The sequence below is a fragment of the Paraburkholderia phenoliruptrix genome (assembly GCF_019511605.1).
GTDB lineage: Bacteria > Pseudomonadota > Gammaproteobacteria > Burkholderiales > Burkholderiaceae > Paraburkholderia > Paraburkholderia phenoliruptrix_A.
The window spans coordinates 59,877-77,000 of sequence record NZ_JAEUAV010000029.1 but is presented as its reverse complement, the minus strand read 5'-3'; the positions used below and the strand labels follow the sequence as shown (position 1 = coordinate 77,000).

At 63.5% G+C, this 17,124-nt stretch carries 18 protein-coding genes; 8 read left to right on the top strand and 10 right to left on the bottom strand.

Annotation, left to right across the window (positions count from 1 at the left end):
* Positions 1 to 81: 81 nt before the first annotated feature.
* Positions 82 to 1,053 carry a thymidylate synthase gene (locus JNB89_RS26860; RefSeq protein WP_220364208.1) on the bottom strand — a complete coding sequence of 324 codons (972 nt, stop codon included), beginning with the start codon at positions 1,051 to 1,053 and terminating at the stop codon, positions 82 to 84.
* 340 nt (positions 1,054 to 1,393) lie between these two features.
* The gene (locus tag JNB89_RS26855; RefSeq protein ID WP_013340101.1) at positions 1,394 to 2,788 is read right to left on the bottom strand and encodes a sigma-54 dependent transcriptional regulator; all 1,395 of its coding nucleotides are present in this window, start codon (positions 2,786 to 2,788) and stop codon (positions 1,394 to 1,396) included.
* Positions 2,789 to 3,583: 795 nt separating this feature from the next.
* On the opposite strand from JNB89_RS26855, the gene JNB89_RS26850 reads away from it, so the two are divergent.
* On the top strand, positions 3,584 to 4,084 hold the full coding sequence (locus tag JNB89_RS26850; protein ID WP_220364207.1) for a dihydrofolate reductase: 501 nt from the start codon (positions 3,584 to 3,586) through the stop codon (positions 4,082 to 4,084).
* Between the two features lie 169 nt (positions 4,085 to 4,253).
* Here JNB89_RS26850 and pmbA read toward each other — a convergent pair whose 3' ends face one another.
* A complete protein-coding gene (gene pmbA / locus JNB89_RS26845) occupies positions 4,254 to 5,624 on the bottom strand; it encodes a metalloprotease PmbA (RefSeq protein ID WP_013340103.1) in 1,371 nt (456 codons plus the stop codon).
* A 256-nt stretch (positions 5,625 to 5,880) separates the two neighbouring features.
* On the opposite strand from pmbA, the gene yjgA reads away from it, so the two are divergent.
* Complete coding sequence (gene yjgA, locus JNB89_RS26840; protein ID WP_220364206.1) at positions 5,881 to 6,492, top strand: ribosome biogenesis factor YjgA; 612 nt, start codon at positions 5,881 to 5,883, stop codon at positions 6,490 to 6,492.
* Positions 6,473 to 7,129 carry a molybdopterin adenylyltransferase gene (gene mog, locus JNB89_RS26835; RefSeq protein ID WP_135892793.1) on the top strand — a complete coding sequence of 219 codons (657 nt, stop codon included), beginning with the start codon at positions 6,473 to 6,475 and terminating at the stop codon, positions 7,127 to 7,129. Before yjgA ends, mog begins: the two co-directional genes overlap by 20 nt.
* A gap of 15 nt (positions 7,130 to 7,144) precedes the next feature.
* On the opposite strand, the gene orn is transcribed toward mog, so the two are convergent.
* Positions 7,145 to 7,756: an oligoribonuclease gene (orn, locus tag JNB89_RS26830; protein ID WP_220364205.1), complete on the bottom strand. Its 612-nt coding sequence runs from the start codon at positions 7,754 to 7,756 to the stop codon at positions 7,145 to 7,147.
* 164 nt (positions 7,757 to 7,920) lie between these two features.
* Here orn and JNB89_RS26825 point away from each other — a divergent pair, with 164 nt between their 5' ends.
* From JNB89_RS26825 to JNB89_RS26815, 3 genes are read left to right on the top strand one after another with little or no spacing between them, the layout of a single operon-like run.
* On the top strand, positions 7,921 to 9,180 hold the full coding sequence (locus JNB89_RS26825) for a M48 family metallopeptidase (protein WP_220364204.1): 1,260 nt from the start codon (positions 7,921 to 7,923) through the stop codon (positions 9,178 to 9,180).
* The gene (rsgA, locus tag JNB89_RS26820; RefSeq protein ID WP_220364203.1) at positions 9,177 to 10,142 is read left to right on the top strand and encodes a ribosome small subunit-dependent GTPase A; all 966 of its coding nucleotides are present in this window, start codon (positions 9,177 to 9,179) and stop codon (positions 10,140 to 10,142) included. Before JNB89_RS26825 ends, rsgA begins: the two co-directional genes overlap by 4 nt.
* Before the next feature lies 1 nt (position 10,143).
* Positions 10,144 to 10,458, top strand: coding sequence for a DUF2007 domain-containing protein (locus JNB89_RS26815; protein WP_013340109.1), 315 nt, complete (start codon positions 10,144 to 10,146; stop codon positions 10,456 to 10,458).
* Between the two features lie 170 nt (positions 10,459 to 10,628).
* Here the strand turns inward: JNB89_RS26815 and JNB89_RS26810 are convergent, their stop codons facing one another.
* From JNB89_RS26810 to rpsP, 6 genes are all read right to left on the bottom strand, one after another.
* Positions 10,629 to 11,567, bottom strand: a complete 939-nt coding sequence (locus JNB89_RS26810; protein WP_135892797.1) for a CobD/CbiB family protein — start codon at positions 11,565 to 11,567, stop codon at positions 10,629 to 10,631.
* A 113-nt stretch (positions 11,568 to 11,680) separates the two neighbouring features.
* The gene (locus tag JNB89_RS26805; protein WP_135892798.1) at positions 11,681 to 12,400 is read right to left on the bottom strand and encodes a CoA pyrophosphatase; all 720 of its coding nucleotides are present in this window, start codon (positions 12,398 to 12,400) and stop codon (positions 11,681 to 11,683) included.
* A gap of 90 nt (positions 12,401 to 12,490) precedes the next feature.
* Complete coding sequence (gene rplS, locus JNB89_RS26800) at positions 12,491 to 12,877, bottom strand: 50S ribosomal protein L19 (protein WP_013340112.1); 387 nt, start codon at positions 12,875 to 12,877, stop codon at positions 12,491 to 12,493.
* A 145-nt stretch (positions 12,878 to 13,022) separates the two neighbouring features.
* The gene (trmD, locus tag JNB89_RS26795; RefSeq protein ID WP_220364202.1) at positions 13,023 to 13,790 is read right to left on the bottom strand and encodes a tRNA (guanosine(37)-N1)-methyltransferase TrmD; all 768 of its coding nucleotides are present in this window, start codon (positions 13,788 to 13,790) and stop codon (positions 13,023 to 13,025) included.
* 38 nt (positions 13,791 to 13,828) lie between these two features.
* Positions 13,829 to 14,587, bottom strand: coding sequence for a ribosome maturation factor RimM (rimM, locus tag JNB89_RS26790; protein ID WP_220364201.1), 759 nt, complete (start codon positions 14,585 to 14,587; stop codon positions 13,829 to 13,831).
* Between the two features lie 132 nt (positions 14,588 to 14,719).
* Positions 14,720 to 14,974, bottom strand: coding sequence for a 30S ribosomal protein S16 (rpsP, locus tag JNB89_RS26785; protein ID WP_013340116.1), 255 nt, complete (start codon positions 14,972 to 14,974; stop codon positions 14,720 to 14,722).
* 165 nt (positions 14,975 to 15,139) lie between these two features.
* Between rpsP and JNB89_RS26780 the strand changes: the two genes are divergently transcribed.
* The gene (locus JNB89_RS26780; protein WP_220364200.1) at positions 15,140 to 16,360 is read left to right on the top strand and encodes a PQQ-dependent sugar dehydrogenase; all 1,221 of its coding nucleotides are present in this window, start codon (positions 15,140 to 15,142) and stop codon (positions 16,358 to 16,360) included.
* A gap of 293 nt (positions 16,361 to 16,653) precedes the next feature.
* Positions 16,654 to 17,121: an NINE protein gene (locus JNB89_RS26775; RefSeq protein ID WP_013340118.1), complete on the top strand. Its 468-nt coding sequence runs from the start codon at positions 16,654 to 16,656 to the stop codon at positions 17,119 to 17,121.
* Positions 17,122 to 17,124: the final 3 nt, after the last annotated feature.

The window sequence follows — 17,124 nt, the reverse complement described above, 5'->3', positions numbered from 1 at the left end:
CTGTCCGACGCTTCGCGATTCGTCGGCACAAAATAAAGGCCCCCGCGATACGGATCGCGGGGGCCTTTGTATGGCGCCCTCTCAAACAGCCATTGGCGCCGTCAACGGTTCGTGATGCCGGTAGCCGACCAGCGAAAAATCCGACGGTTCGATTTTTTCCAACCATTCGGGAGCGTACACGCCGGTCTTCGCGTACTCGGGCACGCGTTCGGAAATGGCCAGCGTCGGGCTCTCATAGGGCTCGCGCGTGAGCTGCTGGTTCAGCATGTCGAGCTGATTTTCGTAGATGTGCGCGTCGCCGATGAAGTACGTGAACCAGCGCGGCGTGAAACCGGTCAGGCGGCCGACCAGATGCAACAAAACCGCGCCCTCGGTCAGATTGAACGGGGTGCCCAGCCCGACATCGTTGCTACGAATGTACAGACACAGGGAAATCTCGCGACGCGCGACATTCGGCAGGAACTGATAGAGCAGGTGGCAAGCCGGCAACGCAATCTGATCCAGCACCGCCGGGTTCCACGCATGAAACAGAATGCGCCGGTCCGACGGGTTCTGCATGATGGTGTCGAGGCACTGGCGCAACTGATCGATCGCCTTGTACAGCAGCACCTTGCGGCTGCCGTTTTCGTCGAATTCGGTGACGACCTGGAAGCCGCGCGCGCGCGCATCGGCAAGCTGCGCACTAGCCGAGGCATCCAGCACCTTGTAGGCGGGCCACTGGCGCCATTGCACGCCGTACACGTCGCCCAGATCGTCCGGACCTTGGCGATACGGGTTGGCGAGCCACTGCGGATTCTGATTCGCGTTCGCGTCCCACACCTTGCAGCCGAGGTCGCGGAAATCGGCCGCGCTGCGCGACGCGCGCAGGAAGCCGACGAGTTCGCCCACGGCCGACTTGAACGCCAGTTTCTTCGTGGTAACCGCCGGGAAACCCTGCTGGAGATCGAAGCGCAACATGGCGCCCGGCATGCTGATCGTGCGAATGCCGGTGCGATTCTCCTGCCACGTGCCAGTGTCGAGAATCGTGCGGACGAGGTCCAGGTATTGTTTCATGCGGGTCCCTTCGGCACGGCCCGCGCCCAGAGAAGCTCCAGGCAGCGCACCGCGAGATTGAGCGGAAAACCCGATTTTACCAAGTGCGGCCGCCGGATGCCGAAGCCGGGGCTGGTGCAGACGCCGGGGCGAATGCGGAGGCGACTGGCGAGGCGGAACCGGAAGCCAACGCCAACGCCAACGCCGCGAACATCATGCGCGAGATGCGAAGAAGCCTGTGCCATCGAGCAAAAGGCAACGGCATACGAGGCAGTTGGAACCCCGCCTGCAAACCGCGGATTGCCACCGCCCGGTCGTTCGACCCACCGGGACGGCGTTCACAACCGCAAGGCACCGTCTGTCAGAGATGCGGCACCGACGCCGGCAAGCTGCCATGCGACGACGACAGCGGTTCGCTTTCCATATGACGCATGCCGTGCGAGCACAGCAGCCTGTACAGCGTGACGCGCGAAATGCCGAGTTCCTGCGCCGCGTCGCCAAGACGGCCGCGGTGCCGCAACAGCGCAAGCTCAATGGCCTGACGCTCGGCGGCTTCACGCGCCTGCGCGAGCGACACCGGCACGATCTCGACATACTCGGCCAGCTCCAGATCGCGTGCCGTGATTGCACGCCCCTCGGACATCACAATCGCCCGCCGCACGCGGTTGATGAGTTCGCGCACGTTGCCCGGCCAGCCGTAGTTGTGCAAAGCCGCGATGGCGTCCGGCGCGAAACCGCGCAGCCGGCGGCTTGCGTCTTTCTTGAAACGTTCCAGCATGTGGCGCGCAAGCAGCTCGATGTCCTTGCCGCGGGCGCGCAGCGGCGGCTCGTCGATCTGCAGCACGCATAGGCGGTGATACAGGTCGGAGCGAAAGCGCCCTTCGATCATCGCTGCCGTCATGTCCACGTGCGTGGCCGAGATGATCCGCACGTCGACGTCGATCGCGCTATGGCCGCCCAGCCGCTCCACCTTGCGCTCCTGCAGGAAGCGCAGCAGGCTCGCCTGGCTTTCCAGCGGCAGGTCGCCGATTTCGTCGAGAAACAGCGTGCCGCCGTTGGCCGCTTCCACGCGGCCTATCTTGCGCTGGTTCGCGCCGGTGAAGGCGCCGCGCTCATAGCCGAATAGTTCGGACTGCAGCAGGTGCGGTGGAATGGCGCCGCAGTTGATTGGCACGAACGGCGCGTTACGCCGGGCCGAGCGTTCGTGAATCGCCACTGCCGTGAGTTCCTTGCCCGTGCCCGATTCGCCCGAGATGAAGACCGGCGCGTCGGTCATCGCGACCTTGCGGATCGAGCGGAAAAGGGCAAGCATGGCGTCGCACGAGCCGACCATTTCGCCTTCTGCACCTTGCGAAGCGTCGTTCGACGCCGGTTCGCCAAGCGAAATCATGCCGTATGCGTGGCCGACGGAGTCCACGATGCGGTCGCCGGAATACGGCACGGTCACATAGTCGAAGCAATAATCGCGCACGAGGCGGCGCAGCGCCGCGTCCTGAAGTTGACCGGGGACGGTCGCCGCCACCCAGCCCACATTGGGCATGGTCAGGCAGGATTCGAAAGCGGCGATTTCATGCGGCTGGAAATGACTGGACAGATCGAGCAGGCCACCCGCTGCCGAGCCGGCGCGTACGGCCCGGCGCGCGTCGCGCGCCGATCCCACCACTTCCACGTGCCAGCCGCGCTGGTGGAAGCGGGTGTGCAGTTCCGCGCTCGGCTCGCGCGAAACGTAAATCAGTTGCCGCGTTGCGGGTTCCATTATTCAGATCCTCTCGTCAACGAACGTTAAGGATGATGCACGCACCTGAACCGCGATTCAGACACGCTGGCACATTCGGGATTCGCAAATAGCAAAAACCGAACGGCCATTCCATTCCGTGCGGACAGCTGATCCCCAGAAAGCGGCGTGTGTGTTTGAGACGGCCCGTTAGCGGGCTTTTTTAAAATTTTGAGCTCTTTCCGAGAGCTTACTATACGCGCGCCGCTTGGAAAACAATTATGCGAATTTAATCCGCCTGCCTTTCCCAGCAAGGCCCGCGGCGCGGCGAATATGTAATCAACTTACGAATAACGAAATGTAGATGCGCTTTTCTCATTGGCGGCCGCGCAGGTAGTTCGTACCGCATCAATTAACACTTAATAGGTATTTCCTTCTTCCCGTTTCAGACCTGAAACGTTTTTGGCCAATTCTTTTAATTCGATTGTTCGGGGGTCGACTTGCAAGCCGATGCGTCGGGGAATTGGGCGGCTTGGCACGGGTTTCGCTAATCGCCGTGCAGAGGAGACTCATCATGCGATTACCGTTATTGCGTGTCCGCGGTGGCGCGCGCGTCACCCTGTGGGACGAGATCGCCCCGCCGCCGCGCCTGCCGCCGCCGCTACCTATGCGAAGCCGCCCGTACCACGGAGGGCGGCGTGGCGGACCATCTGCCGGAATAGCCCTGCGCCGGACAGGCCGCGCCTCGTCCCGCACGCGGCACACGGCCCGCGCGCGCAGCGAACCGGCTGCCTGGGTCAGGTAGAATCGATCCGGTTACGTTCCCCTTTCCATTCGATGACGACGCTCACCCTGATCGTCGCTCGCGCCAATAACGGCGTGATCGGCCGCGACAACCAGTTGCCCTGGCGACTTCCCGAAGACCTGGCGTTTTTCAAGCGCACGACTATGGGCGCGCCCATCATCATGGGGCGCAAGACGCATGAGTCGATCGGCAGGCCGCTGCCGGGACGCCGCAACATCGTCGTGACACGGGATGCGACGCGGCGCTTCCAGGGCTGCGACGCGGCCACCACGCTCGACGAAGCGCTGAAGCTCGCCGCGCAGGATCAGGCGCCGGAAGCGTTTCTGATTGGCGGTGCGCAGTTGTATGTGGAAGGGCTGCGTCTTGCGGACAAGCTGATCGTCACCGAGATCTCGGCCGACTTCAAAGGCGACGCAACTTTCCCGGCGGTCGATCCGCATGAGTGGCAAGAGGTTGCCCACGAAACGCATCGCGCGCACGCGCCGAACGATTTCGACTATGCGTTCGTGACCTATACGCGCAAAGGTCGCTAGGAGCGAAGCGGGCCAGGCGCCGCGTCGCTGCACGCCCTCACGGCGCCATGAAACACAGAAAGCGCCCTGCGGCGCGCCGTCAAAAGAAGAACGCCACGCAAGCCTCGCGTGGCGTTTTGCTTTGGGAAGTCCTCCGTAGCGGCTGTCGCGCCCGAAGGATAGAGCCCGCTTACTGACCCGCGATAGTCATCCGCTCGATGAGCACCGAACCCGTCTGCTTGGTGCCCCGCGTGATGGTATCCGCGCCGATTGCGACGATATGCCGGAACATTTCCTGCAAAGTGCTCGCAACGGTGATTTCCTCGACCGGATACTGGATCTTGCCGTTCTCGACCCAGAAGCCCGACGCGCCGCGCGAATAGTCGCCCGTCACGTAGTTCACGCCCTGCCCCATCAATTCGGTCAGCAAAAGGCCGGTGCCGAGCTTGCGCAGCATTTCCTCGAAGTCGTCCTCGGCGCGCGTGTTAGAACTTTGCAGCGACAGGTTGTGCGAGCCGCCGGCGTTGCCGGTGGTCTGCATGCCGAGCTTGCGCGCGGAATAGGTCGACAGGAAATAGCCCTCCACGACGCCGTCCTTCACCACCGAGCGTTGCCGCGTGCGCACGCCCTCTTCGTCGAACGGCGCGCTGCCCATTGCACGCGGCACATGCGGATCTTCGACAATCTGCACATGCGGCGCGAACACCGGCTTGCCGAGACTGTCGACGAGAAACGAGGTCTTGCGATACAGCGCGCCGCCGCTCGTAGCCTGCACGAACGCGCCGAGCAGACCGGCGGCGAGCGGCGCCTCGAACAGTACCGGCACCTTGCGGGTATCCAAACCGCGCGCGCCGATGCGCGCAAGCGCCCGCTGCGCCGCGTAACGGCCCACCGCTTCCGGATCGGCCAGTTGCTCTGCGTTGCGCATGGACGTGTACCAGTCGTCGCGCTGCATGTTGCGCCCGCTGCCGGCAATCGGCGCGCATGCAATGTAATGGCGCGAGTACGGATAGCCCGCGAGAAAACCGCGCGACGTGGCGAGCACGAACTGCGAATGCTGCGCCGACACACTCGCGCCTTCCGAATTCTTGATTTGCGGATCGGTGGCGAAGGCGGCGTCTTCAGCGCGGCGGGCGATTTCCACGGCTTCGTCGGCGGACAGATTCCACGGGTGATACAGGTCGAGATCGCGCGGCTCTTTTTCGAGCAATTCGGCTTCCGCGAGGCCCGCGCAATCGTCCTCGGCGGTGAAGCGGGCAATGTTGTACGCCGCCGCCACCGTGTCCTTCAGCGCCTGCGACGAAAAGTCGGAGGTGCTCGCGTTACCGCGCTTGTTGCCGATGAACACCGTCACGCCGACCATCTTGTCGCGGTTGTGCTCGATCGTCTCGACTTCGCCGCGCCGCACGGAGACGGACAGGCCGTCGCCTTCGGAGATTTCGGTCGCTGCGTCGGTGCCGCCGAGCGACTTCGCGTGACGAAGGATGTCCGAGGCGATTTCCTTCAGTTCATCCTGGGTATGCGGAAAAAAGCGCTGCTTGACGTCCATGTCTGCTGCCATTGTCGTTGCCGTCCTTTGGGGGCCGAGCGGCCCGGTGTTCGTCCATGCGCGCGTCGCACGGGTCGCGCGGCTCGCGTGCGCCCCGGCGCGCTTCATCGAGCATGACATGCGCATGGGCATGGTTAAAGCATCCCGCGATCATAGCAAGCTAAGCGCTGGCGCACCTGGTATTCGCAGCGCGGTTTTTTGGCAGACACACGCCGTTGCTAGCGGCGCGGCGGCGGGTTAGCCGGGCCCGGCACGCTACAATATCGGCATGACACGCAAAACCCGCATTCAGCCCATCGAATCCGCCGAGCCGGAAGTCGACGAGAACGGCTACGACCGTCCAAGCAAGTCCCAGTTGAAGCGCGAAATGCACGCGCTGCAGGAACTGGGCGAGGCGCTGATCGCGCTGCCCAAAGACGCGCTCAAGCGCATGCCGATGCCCGAGAAGCTCGACGACGCAGTGCGCGAAGCGCGCCGCATCACCGACCATGAAGGCAAGCGCCGGCAACTTCAGTACGTGGGCCGCGTCATGCGCTCGCTGCTCGATGAGGAAACCGCTGCGCTGCGCACCGCGCTCGACACCTATAACGGCGTCAACAAGGCGGAAACGGCGAGGCTGCACTGGATCGAGCGCACCCGCGAGAAGCTGCTCGCCGACGACGCCGCGCTGACCGAGTTCATCCGTCAGCATCCGAACGCGGATCCGCAGCAAGGCCGCACGCTGATCCGTAACGCCCGCAAGGAAGCGCAGCAGAACAAGCCGCCGCGCTACTTCCGCGAACTGTTCCAATGGATCAAGAATGCGGACGGACCCGCGGCTGCGACCGAGTCCGCTGATGACGACGCCGAGGAAGACGACGATGACGACCGCGAAGCCTGACTCCGCCCGTAAGCCCGCGCGCAGCCACCCGGACGAGATCCTGATCGGCCTCGTGTCGGTGAGCGACCGCGCATCCACTGGCGTGTACGAGGACAAGGGCATTCCGGCCTTGCAGGAATGGCTCGGCGCCGCGTTGAGCTCGCCGTGGCAAGTGGTCACGCGCCTGATTCAGGACGACGCGCCGACCATTTCCGCGACGCTCACGGAACTGGTGGACGAACTCGGTTGCGATCTGGTGTTGACCACGGGCGGCACCGGCCCGGCCCGGCGCGACGTCACGCCCGAGGCAACGCTGGCCGTAGCCACCAGAGAAATGCCGGGATTCGGCGAGCAGATGCGGCAGATCAGCCTGAACTTCGTGCCGACCGCGATCCTGTCGCGCCAGGTCGCGGTGATTCGCGAAACGGCGGACCACGCAGCGCTGATCATCAACCTGCCGGGCCAGCCGAAGTCGATCAAGGAAACGCTGGAAGGCGTGCGCGATGCGGAATCCGGCGGCGCAGTGAAGGTGCCGGGCATCTTCGCGGCGGTGCCGTATTGCATCGATCTGATCGGCGGGCCGTATGTAGAAACCCGCGACGAAGTCGTGAAGGCGTTCCGGCCGAAGAACGCGGTGCGCGCGCCCCGGCCGGTGTGATTGCGGCGGCGCCGGTTATTCGGCGTTCATCGAAGCATCCGGCGCGGGCGGAACGAGAAAGTGCTCGCGGTAGTACTTCAGCTCGTCAATGGATTCGTGGATGTCGGCGAGCGCCGTGTGCATCGCGCGTTTCTGGAAGCCTTTGTAGATGGCCGGCTGCCAGCGTCGGCACAGCTCCTTGAGCGTGCTGACGTCGAGATTGCGGTAATGGAAAAAGGTCTCGAGCTCCGGCATCCAGCGCGCCATGAAGCGCCGGTCCTGGCAGATCGAATTGCCGCACATCGGCGACTTGCCCGGCGGCACGTAGGCGCCGAGAAAATCACGGATCAGCTCGGTGGCATCGGCTTCGCTCACCGTCGAAGCCTTCACGCGGTCGATCAGCCCGGAGCGCCCATGCGTGTTCTGATTCCACTGGTCCATCCTGGCGAGCGTCTCGTCGCTCTGATGGATGGCCAGCACCGGACCTTCGACCATTCTGTCGAGCGTCGAATTCGTCACCACCACCGCAATTTCGATGATGCGGTCGGAGTCGGGGTTGAGCCCGGTCATTTCCATGTCCAGCCAGACGAGGTTCATGTCGCTGCGCACGAGCGGCGGCTGTTGAGCGGATTCGAGGATGTCAGTCATGAAGGCAACCCTGATGGCCGGAGCGAAAGCTTGCTGGCAAGCCCGACGCCGCGACCATCGTTCGTTTGAGGTGGATAGGGATGATTGAAGATGCTTTAAGCAGGTCCCCGCTGCGAGGCGGGAAGAAACATATAATTCTCGCATAGATACCACGGAATCCACGGATGCCTACCCTGTACTTCACCGTTCTGTTCGTCGTTGCCGTCGTGGCCATGGTCGGCACCAAGCTGTGGCTCGCGTCGCGGCAGATCCGCTTCGTCGCGGGCCATCGCGAGCAGGTGCCCAGCCAGTTCGCCGGCACGATCGCGCTCGCCGCGCACCAGCGCGCCGCCGACTACACCGTCGAGCGCACGCGTCTGACCATGATCGAAATCGTCGTCGGGGCCGCGCTTCTGATCGGCCTCACGCTGCTGGGCGGCGTGCAGGCGCTGGATCTCGCTATCACGGACTGGCTTGGCCGCGGGTACATCGGCCAGATCGCGCTCGTCGCGGCAGTGATCGCGATCACCAGCGCGGTCGACCTGCCGTTCGACTACTACCGCCAGTTCGTGATCGAGCAACGCTTTGGCTTTAACCGGATGAGCTTGCGCATTTTCGTCGTCGACCGGCTGAAGGGCGTGTTGCTCGGCGCCGCGTTCGGGTTGCCGCTGCTGTTCGTCGTGCTGTGGCTGATGAACCGCGCGGGCAGCTTCTGGTGGCTGTGGACGTGGATCGTCTGGGTCGTCTTCCAGATGCTGGTGCTCGTGCTGTACCCGACCTTTATCGCGCCGCTTTTCAACAAGTTCGAGCCGCTCAAGGACGAAGCGCTGAAAAGCCGCATCGAAGCGCTGATGAAGCGCTGCGGCTTCGCCGCCAAGGGCCTCTTCGTGATGGACGGCAGCCGCCGCTCCGCGCACGGCAACGCGTACTTCACCGGCTTCGGCGCGGCCAAGCGGATCGTGTTTTTCGACACGCTGCTGGCGCGCCTGTCGGGCAGCGAGATCGAGGCTGTGCTTGCGCACGAACTCGGCCATTTCAAGCGCCGTCACGTGATCAAGCGCATGCTCGTGACCTTTGCGATCAGCCTCGCACTGCTCGCGCTGCTTGGCTGGCTTACGCAGCAGGTGTGGTTCTACGAAGGGCTCGGTGTGCGGCCTTCGCTCGTCGGCGGCAATAGTGCGCTGGCGCTGGTGCTGTTCTTCCTCGCATTGCCGGTATTCGTCTTCTTCGTTACGCCGCTTGGCAGCCTGACCTCGCGCAAGCACGAGTTCGAGGCCGACGCGTTCGCCGCCACGCAGACGGACGCGCAAGACCTCATCAACGCGCTCGTCAAGCTGTACGAAGACAATGCGTCCACGCTGACGCCCGATCCGCTGTATACCGCGTTCTATTATTCGCATCCGCCGGCCTCGCAGCGGATCGACCGACTGCTGCGGCACGCATGAGCGGCCGCTCCAGACAAACGCCGCGCGCGAGCTCCGCGACGCGCGTAGGCGGTCTCGTCGTGGCCGCGCATGGCCGCCACTACCTCGTTGCGCCGGAACACGGCGGCCCGATGCTGCAATGCTTTCCGCGCGGCAAGCGCAGCGAGGTGGCGGTCGGCGACCGCGTGCTTTACGAGCCCACTTCGGCCGACCAGGGCGTGATCGTCGAGATCGGCGAGCGGCGCAATCTGCTGTACCGCTCGGATCAGTACAAGTCCAAGCTCTTCGCCGCGAACCTTGACCAGTTGCTGATCGTGCTCGCCACCGAACCGCACTTCAGCGAAGACCTGCTCGGGCGCGCGCTCGTCGCCGCCGAGGCTAACGAGCTAAAACCGCTGATCGTGCTGAACAAGATCGACGTGACCGACGCACTAGAAGCTGCGCGAAAGCGGCTTGAGCCGTATCGCGCGCTCGGCTACACGGTCGTGGAAGTGTCGATCAAGGCACAGCCCGAGGCCGCGCGGGCGGCATTGATCGAGCATTTGCACGGTCACTCGACACTTTTGCTCGGCCAGTCGGGCATGGGCAAATCCACACTCGTGAATCTTCTGATTCCGGATGCCGAAGTCGCCACACGCGAGATTTCCACGGCGCTGAACAGTGGGCGCCATACCACGACGTTTACGCGGCTTTATCCGCTGCCTGGCGGGCCGACCGGCGCCGACGGTGCCACCGGGAACGGCGCGCTGATCGACTCGCCCGGCTTCCAGGAATTTGGCCTGCATCACTTGACCGAGGGCCGGCTCGAACGCGCGTTTCCCGAGTTCCGGCCGCTGTTGCCCAACTGTCGCTTCTACAACTGCCACCACTTGCACGAGCCCGGCTGCGCGATTCTCGAAGCGGTCGCCGACGGTCGCATTCGCCGCGAACGACATGCGCTATACGCGCAGCTCGTGCACGAAGCCAGCCAGGTTGTGCGCTGACATGAAGCTGATGCGCGCTCCAAATCTCGTCATCGGACAGCATTGGGTCAATTTGCTGGAGGCGGCCGGCATTGCCTGCGAGTTGCACAACCGTTATCTGAACGGCGCGCTCGGCGATATTCCCGCGGATCAATGCGCGCCCGAACTGTGGCTCGTGGACGAGCGCGACGAAGCGTTGGCGCGGCGTCTGATCGAGGCGGCGTCGCGCGGTCCGGCTACCGGTTCGCCCGGCTGGCAGTGCCGTCAATGCGGCGAGAAACTCGAAGCACAGTTCACTGTGTGCTGGCAATGCGGGACGGTGCGCGATCCTTCTTGAGTGTGGCTGATACGGTGGCTAATGCGGCCCGTGAGCGGCAACAAAGAGAACGAGCGGCAGCAAGCGGGAGCAAGCAGCACCAGGCGGCAACCGCGTTCGTGATTGACAGCGCGGGCGAAAAAAAACGGGCGCTTGCCCGTTTTTTTGCTACCCATTGCTTGCGGTTACGCTCACGCGAGCCACACGGCAATGGTGAGCATGAGCAACAGAATCATCCACAGCACGACCGCGCGCCACACAAGCCCCACCGCCGACTGCAGCGTGCGCGGCGTGCAGTCGTCGCCGACCTGCATCGGACCGCCGTCGCCTGTGGCGAGGGCGTCAAGGCTCGACTGTTCAGCGAGCGGCCCGCTCAGACGCGCGCCGAGCGCGCCACTGCCGGCGGCGAGCAGCACGCCATCGTTCGCATTGGGCCACTGGCGCGCATGGTTGCGCCAGGCGTAGATCGCGTCTTCGAAATTGCCGACGATCGCAAAGCCCAGCGACGTGAGCCGCGCCGGAACCCAGTCGATCACGAAAAACGCCCGCTGGGCGAAGCTGGAGAACGCCACCGTTCGATCGTCGACCGGACGCGCCCACGTGCGCGACAAATATTCGGCGATCCGATACAGCACAGCCCCTGCCGGCCCGACCGGAATCAGGAACCAGAAGAACACGCCGAAAACATGTCGATGCGATGCAACCACCGCGTGGATCAGCGTATGCCGCACGATCTCGCTCACCGGCATGTCGAGCGTCTCGAGGCCGGTCCATTCGTTGAGAATTTCGCGGGCGCGCGGCACGTCGTCGTTATTCAACGCTAGATGGATGTCCGTAAAGTAATGGCTGAACTGGCGAAAGCCGAGCGTGAAATACAGCACCGCGACGTTCCACAAGAACGCCAGCACGAAATGAATGTTGTAGAGAACGTAGTAGATGAGCGCAACGGCGAGCGTCCACGGCACCACGACCACGAGCCACGCAAGCAGGCCGTGCTTCGGCTTGCCCGCATCGAATCCGTGCGCCGCCGACTCCGCATGGTATTGAAGCAGCGCGGATACTGGATTGTTCGGCGACAGCGCGCGCACCTGTTCAATGATCAGAGCCAGCAATACGGAAAAAAAAGTCATGCGATGCGCCGTGCTTTTCGAGTTTTACGATTGTTTCATAACGATAGCACAGGGTCGGATGCCGCTGAGCAGGGCGTTGCCAAACAGCACGCCGGCACACCGGCAACCGTCGTTCAGGCCGCCAGAAAGCGATAGAAGTTGCGCAGCATTGCGGCCGTCGCGCCCCAGATGAAATAGTGGCTGCCCGTGCTGCTCGCGCCTTCCTCCGCCGCTTGTAGTGATGCTCCGCGCGGATACGGCATCGCGAAAAAACGGCGCTCGCCGCCCTCGTAGCGGAACACGCGCTCTTCGTGGTGCGCCGGGTTCATCAGGAAAGAAAGCGGCACTTCGAAGACTTCTGCGACTTCGAGCGCATCCGCCTTCAAAGCAAACGGCGGATGAACAAGACCAATGACAGGCGTGACGCAAAAGCCCGTGCCCGTCAGATAGTCGGGCAGCGCACCCAACACTTCGACGCGCGAAGGTGCGAGGCCGACCTCCTCTTGCGCTTCGCGCAAGGCGGTCGCAGTGGCGTCGGCATCGAACGGCTCCTGACGTCCGCCCGGAAAGCTGACCTGGCCAGCGTGATCGTTGAGATGGTCGGCGCGCTGCGTGAGCAGCACCGTCAAGCCGTTCGCGCGCACGACGAGCGGCACTAACACGGAAGCGACACGCGGGTCGGCTCGAATGTCGCGCCACGGTGCCTCGACGATCGGCTCGGGCGTCCAGAAAAGGTCTTGCTTGAAGCGGGCGCGCAGCGCTTCGGGCGTAAGACGCTCCGGAGCTACGGCCGGCAGGTGGGCGCCCGTTGCTTCGACGGGCAGCGCTTCAGGTTCAAAGACGGGGCGGATCAACGGATCTCTCGAATGAGCGGATAGACGATGCCGCTATTTTCACCTGGCAAACAAAAAAGCACCCGCGAGGGGTGCTTTTTCTTACAGCATTTACGCCTGGGAAGCAGCGCGGTCTTTCGAGACCAGCTTTTCCTTGATTCGAGCCGACTTGCCCGAACGGTCGCGCAGGTAGTACAGCTTCGCACGACGCACGTCGCCGCGACGCTTCACGACGATGCTTGCCAGCAGCGGCGAATACGTCTGGAACGTACGCTCGACGCCTTCGCCCGACGAAATCTTGCGGACGATGAACGACGAATTCAGACCACGGTTACGCTTGGCGATGACGACGCCTTCGTAAGCCTGAACACGCTTACGCGTACCTTCAACCACGTTCACGCTGACAACCACCGTGTCGCCGGGAGCGAATTCGGGGATGGTCTTTTCGCCGAGGGCGCGCGCAATTTCTTCCTGCTCGAGTTTTGCAATCAGATTCATCACTGACTCCTAAGTCCATCTTGTCGGCGTTCGTACCTGCCTTGCATGGAATGCCCGGCTACGGCCCCGATAGAGGATGGGTTCACATCAGGCACCGTACACGCATGCACGGCGCCGCCTTTTGTCCGCTCGAAAGACCGGGGCTTCACGCCTTCGGATCTTCCTTCGCCAGACTTGCAAGCCATGCCTCGTCGGCACGACTCAACATCTTGTTCTTCCTGGCCTTGACGATCAGGTCAGGCCGTTTGCGCCACGTATTACGCAGCGCTTCACGCCGCCGCCATGCTTCGATCTCCGCATGATGGCCGCCGAGCAGCACATCGGGCACACGCACGCCTTGATACTCCTCGGGCCGCGTGTAGTGCGGACAATCGAGCAGCACGTCGACAAAGCTGTCCTGTACCGCCGACTGCGAATCATTGAGCACGCCCGGCAACTGACGCACAACCGCGTCCATCAAGGCCATGGCCGGCAACTCGCCGCCTGACAGCACGAAGTCGCCAAGACTGACTTCTTCGTCGACGACCCGGTCGAGCAGGCGCTGGTCGATCGCCTCGTAGCGGCCGCACAGCAGGATCAAGCCGGGCTGTGCAGCGAACTTCATTACACGTTCGTGGTTCAGCGTGGCGCCCTGCGGCGACATCATCACGACCCGCGGCGCGTCAATACCCTGCTCCGCCTGCGCGGCCCTGGCCGCCGTGATCGCATCTTCCAGCGGCTTTGCCAGCATGACCATGCCAGGGCCGCCGCCGTACGGGCGATCGTCGATCGTGCGGTAGTTGTCCGTTGTGAAATCACGCGGATTCCACGTTCGCAACCCGTAGCGTTGCTGCTTGGCTGCCCGGCTGGTAATGCCCCAGTCGGTCAGCGCGCGAAACATTTCGGGAAAGAGCGTGACGACATCGAACTGCATCGCTCTCTCCGTTTTAGCGAAATCGATTTGCTGAACTATCAATAATCGGCTTCCCAGTCGACAGTGATCTGCTTCGCCGCCTGGTCCACCGTTTTGACAAACACACCGACGAACGGGATCAAACGCTCGGCGGTGACCGGCTTGCCGCTTTTGTCGGCCGCCGGATATTCGACGCGCAACACCGAGTGCGCGCCGTTGTCGATCATGCCTGCGACCTTGCCTAGGTTTTCGCCTGCAAGGTTCACGACGTCGAGGCCGAGCAGGTCGACCCAGTAGAATTCGTCGGCTTGCAGCGCCGGGAATTCACTGCGGCTGACATAGACGCGGGAGCCGCGCAGCGCCAGCGCCGCATCGCGGTCAGCGACGCCGCCCAGATGGGCCACCACGCTGTCGCTGTGCGTTTTCGCCTGCAACGACGGTGCGGAGTGGCGCTCGCGGCCCTTAAGGAGCCACCAGCGCTTTGCGCTCAGCAAAGCGTCGCCGCCTTGTCCGGCGTCCGCATGGGCGGCCACCTTGACCCAGCCTTTAAGACCATAAGCGTCGACGATTGCACCGACTTCCACCGCGTCCGCCGGCCAGCTATCTGCCGTCTCCGCGCGCATGACAGCAGCGTCGGAACCGGCAGTTGCAACATTGGCTTTCGCCTTGCCTCCGGCCCGCTCGCCCGGTTTGCGGACGAATGCACCGAATGGCGCCTGGCTAGACGTCTTTGCGCGCGGGCTCGCCTCTGGGCTGACGCCTTTTGCCGGCGCCTTTGCCGTCACGCGACCTGAACTGCCGGAATCACGCTCAGACATGATTGAACCTCAGATTGAGCCTCGCTACGGCCTTTAACGCCTGCTTCGGCAAAACATCTTGCGCATCGGACTGCTCACGCAAACTGCGCGAGCCGCCGGCCAGACCGACGACGATACGCGTGCAAGCTACCATTAAGCAGCCGGCTGCGCCTTTTGCGCTTCTTTCACGAGACGCTCGACCGTCGGCGACAGTTGTGCGCCAACGCCTTGCCAGTACGTGAGGCGGTCTTGAGCGATACGCAGAGCTTCGCCCTTCGTAGCGATCGGGTTGTAGAAGCCAACGCGCTCGATGAAGCGGCCGTCACGACGGTTACGCGAGTCGGTTGCGACGATGTTGTAGAACGGGCGCTTCTTGGAGCCGCCACGAGCCAAGCGGATGATGACCATACTAGAATCCTTGAAAACCGGGGTTCGGAACGACTGAAACACGCGATTATAGCGGGAAACTGACGCCATAACAAACACTTACCGGCTTAAACTAGCCAATCCGGTTGCGCCGCCCATACAGCGCGGCCTCGCGACCTCGCGCAAACGCCTGAAGAACCTGACGGAATGCCCGTGAAACCTCTGCCGCGAACCGCCCTTCCGCTTCTGCGCTCCGCCCGCCGGACGGTGTTTGCCTGCCTCTTGCGGGTCTGCCTCCCGCGCGTCGGCCTCTCGCAGCTCTGTCGTTCGCGCGTTGCCCGCCGTGTGGCAGCGGCGCTGCTCGCGACATCCGCATGCAGCGCTGCCGCCGCGCCGCCTGTCGAGCGCATCAAACTGCCAGCGGGCTTTCACATCGAAGTCCTGTCAGACGCGGTGCCCAGTGCGCGGGCCATGGCGTACTCGCCCAAAGGCATTCTTTATATAGGCAGTCTGGACGGCCACGTCTACGCGCTCGAACTAAACGGCACGCGGGTCGCCGCGCGCCATGTCGTAGCGGCGGGACTCGAAGCCCCGATAGGCGTGGCCTGGCACAACGGCGCGCTGTATGTCTCGGCGGTGTCGCGGATCTTACGCTTTGATTCCATCGACACTCGTCTTAACGCGCCGCCGCAGCCAGCCGTCGTCACGGACAAATTGCCCGCCGAAACCCATCACGGCGCAAAATTCATCGCGTTCGGACCGGATGACAAGCTCTACGTGCCGCAGGGCGCGCCGTGTAACGTCTGCCTGAAGGACCGCGACCGCTACGCGATGATCGGCCGCATGAACCCCGACGGCAGCCATTACGAAGTGGTCGTGCGCGGCGTGCGCAACTCGGTAGGCCTGGCATGGCATCCGGCCACGCATGAGCTTTGGTTCACCGACAACGGCCGCGACCTGCTCGGCGACGACCTACCCGACGACGAACTGAACCGCGCACCGCGCACCGGCCTGGATTTCGGCTTTCCGTACTGCCACGCGGGCACGGTAGCCGACCCGGAATTCGGCGCCGGCCACCCGTGCGACGGGTTTGCGCCGCCTGTGGCGAAACTCGGCGCGCACGTTGCGGCGCTCGGCATGCGCTTTTACAGCGGCCCGATGTTCCCGCCCGACTATCGCAACAACATTTTCATTGCCGAACACGGCTCCTGGAACCGCAGCAAGAAGGCCGGTTACCGCGTGGTGCGCGTCGTCGCCGAACCGGACGGCAGCCATGCGCGGCAAGAAGTCTTCGCCGAGGGATGGCTGCAGGCGGGAGAAACCGTTTGGGGCCGCCCCGCCGACGTGCTGCCGTTGCCTGACGGCTCATTGCTGATCAGCGACGACTACGCCGGCGCCGTCTACCGAGTCACTTACTCTGCGCCATGAGTGCTCGCGGCTGCACGGCACGCACGCGAGTCACAGCCTGGCCTCGCCGGACGCGTGACAAACCGTCACGAACTTATGCCGATGCAGTTATCGAAAGCGGCAACACACGAGTCGCAAGGCCGTAGCGCGGGAGGCAGTGGTGAGGCGAGCGGTGAGGCGGAACGCCGCGTGACCGCCCCTACGCGGGCGGCGTAGAATGCGCGACGGTCCGCCGCACTATGGTGCGCCGCTTCTATTCACCACCTGTTGCCGAGCGCGGGTTCCTGACCGCTTGTGCCCCTGTTTGCCTTTACATGTCCACTGCCGCCTCGACCTCGACTCACTTTCGCTCCAAAACGATTACGGCTGCCCTGGCCTTCTTCCTCGGCACGCTCGGCGCCCATCGTTTCTATCTGTATGGGCCGCGCGACATTTACGGCTGGGCTCATCTGCTCGGCCTACTGGTCGGCATTCCCGGCGCGATGCTGCTGGTGGCAAGCGACCGCGCCTCCATGCTCGGCTGGGTGCTGGCGTTTCCGGGCGCCGTCTCGATTCTGGCTGCGTTTCTCGCCGCGATCGTCTACGGTTTGCGGCCGGACGACAAATGGGACAGGCAATTCAACGCGCACACGCAGCGCAAAAGTCGTTCGGGCTGGACCGTTATTTTCGTGGTGATCTTTTCACTGCTGATCGGCGCCTTCCTGTTGATGACCGGTCTTGCCATCGCCTTTCAGACCTACTTCGAAACGCAAGTGCAAGCGGCCAAGGAGCTGTCGCAGTAGCGC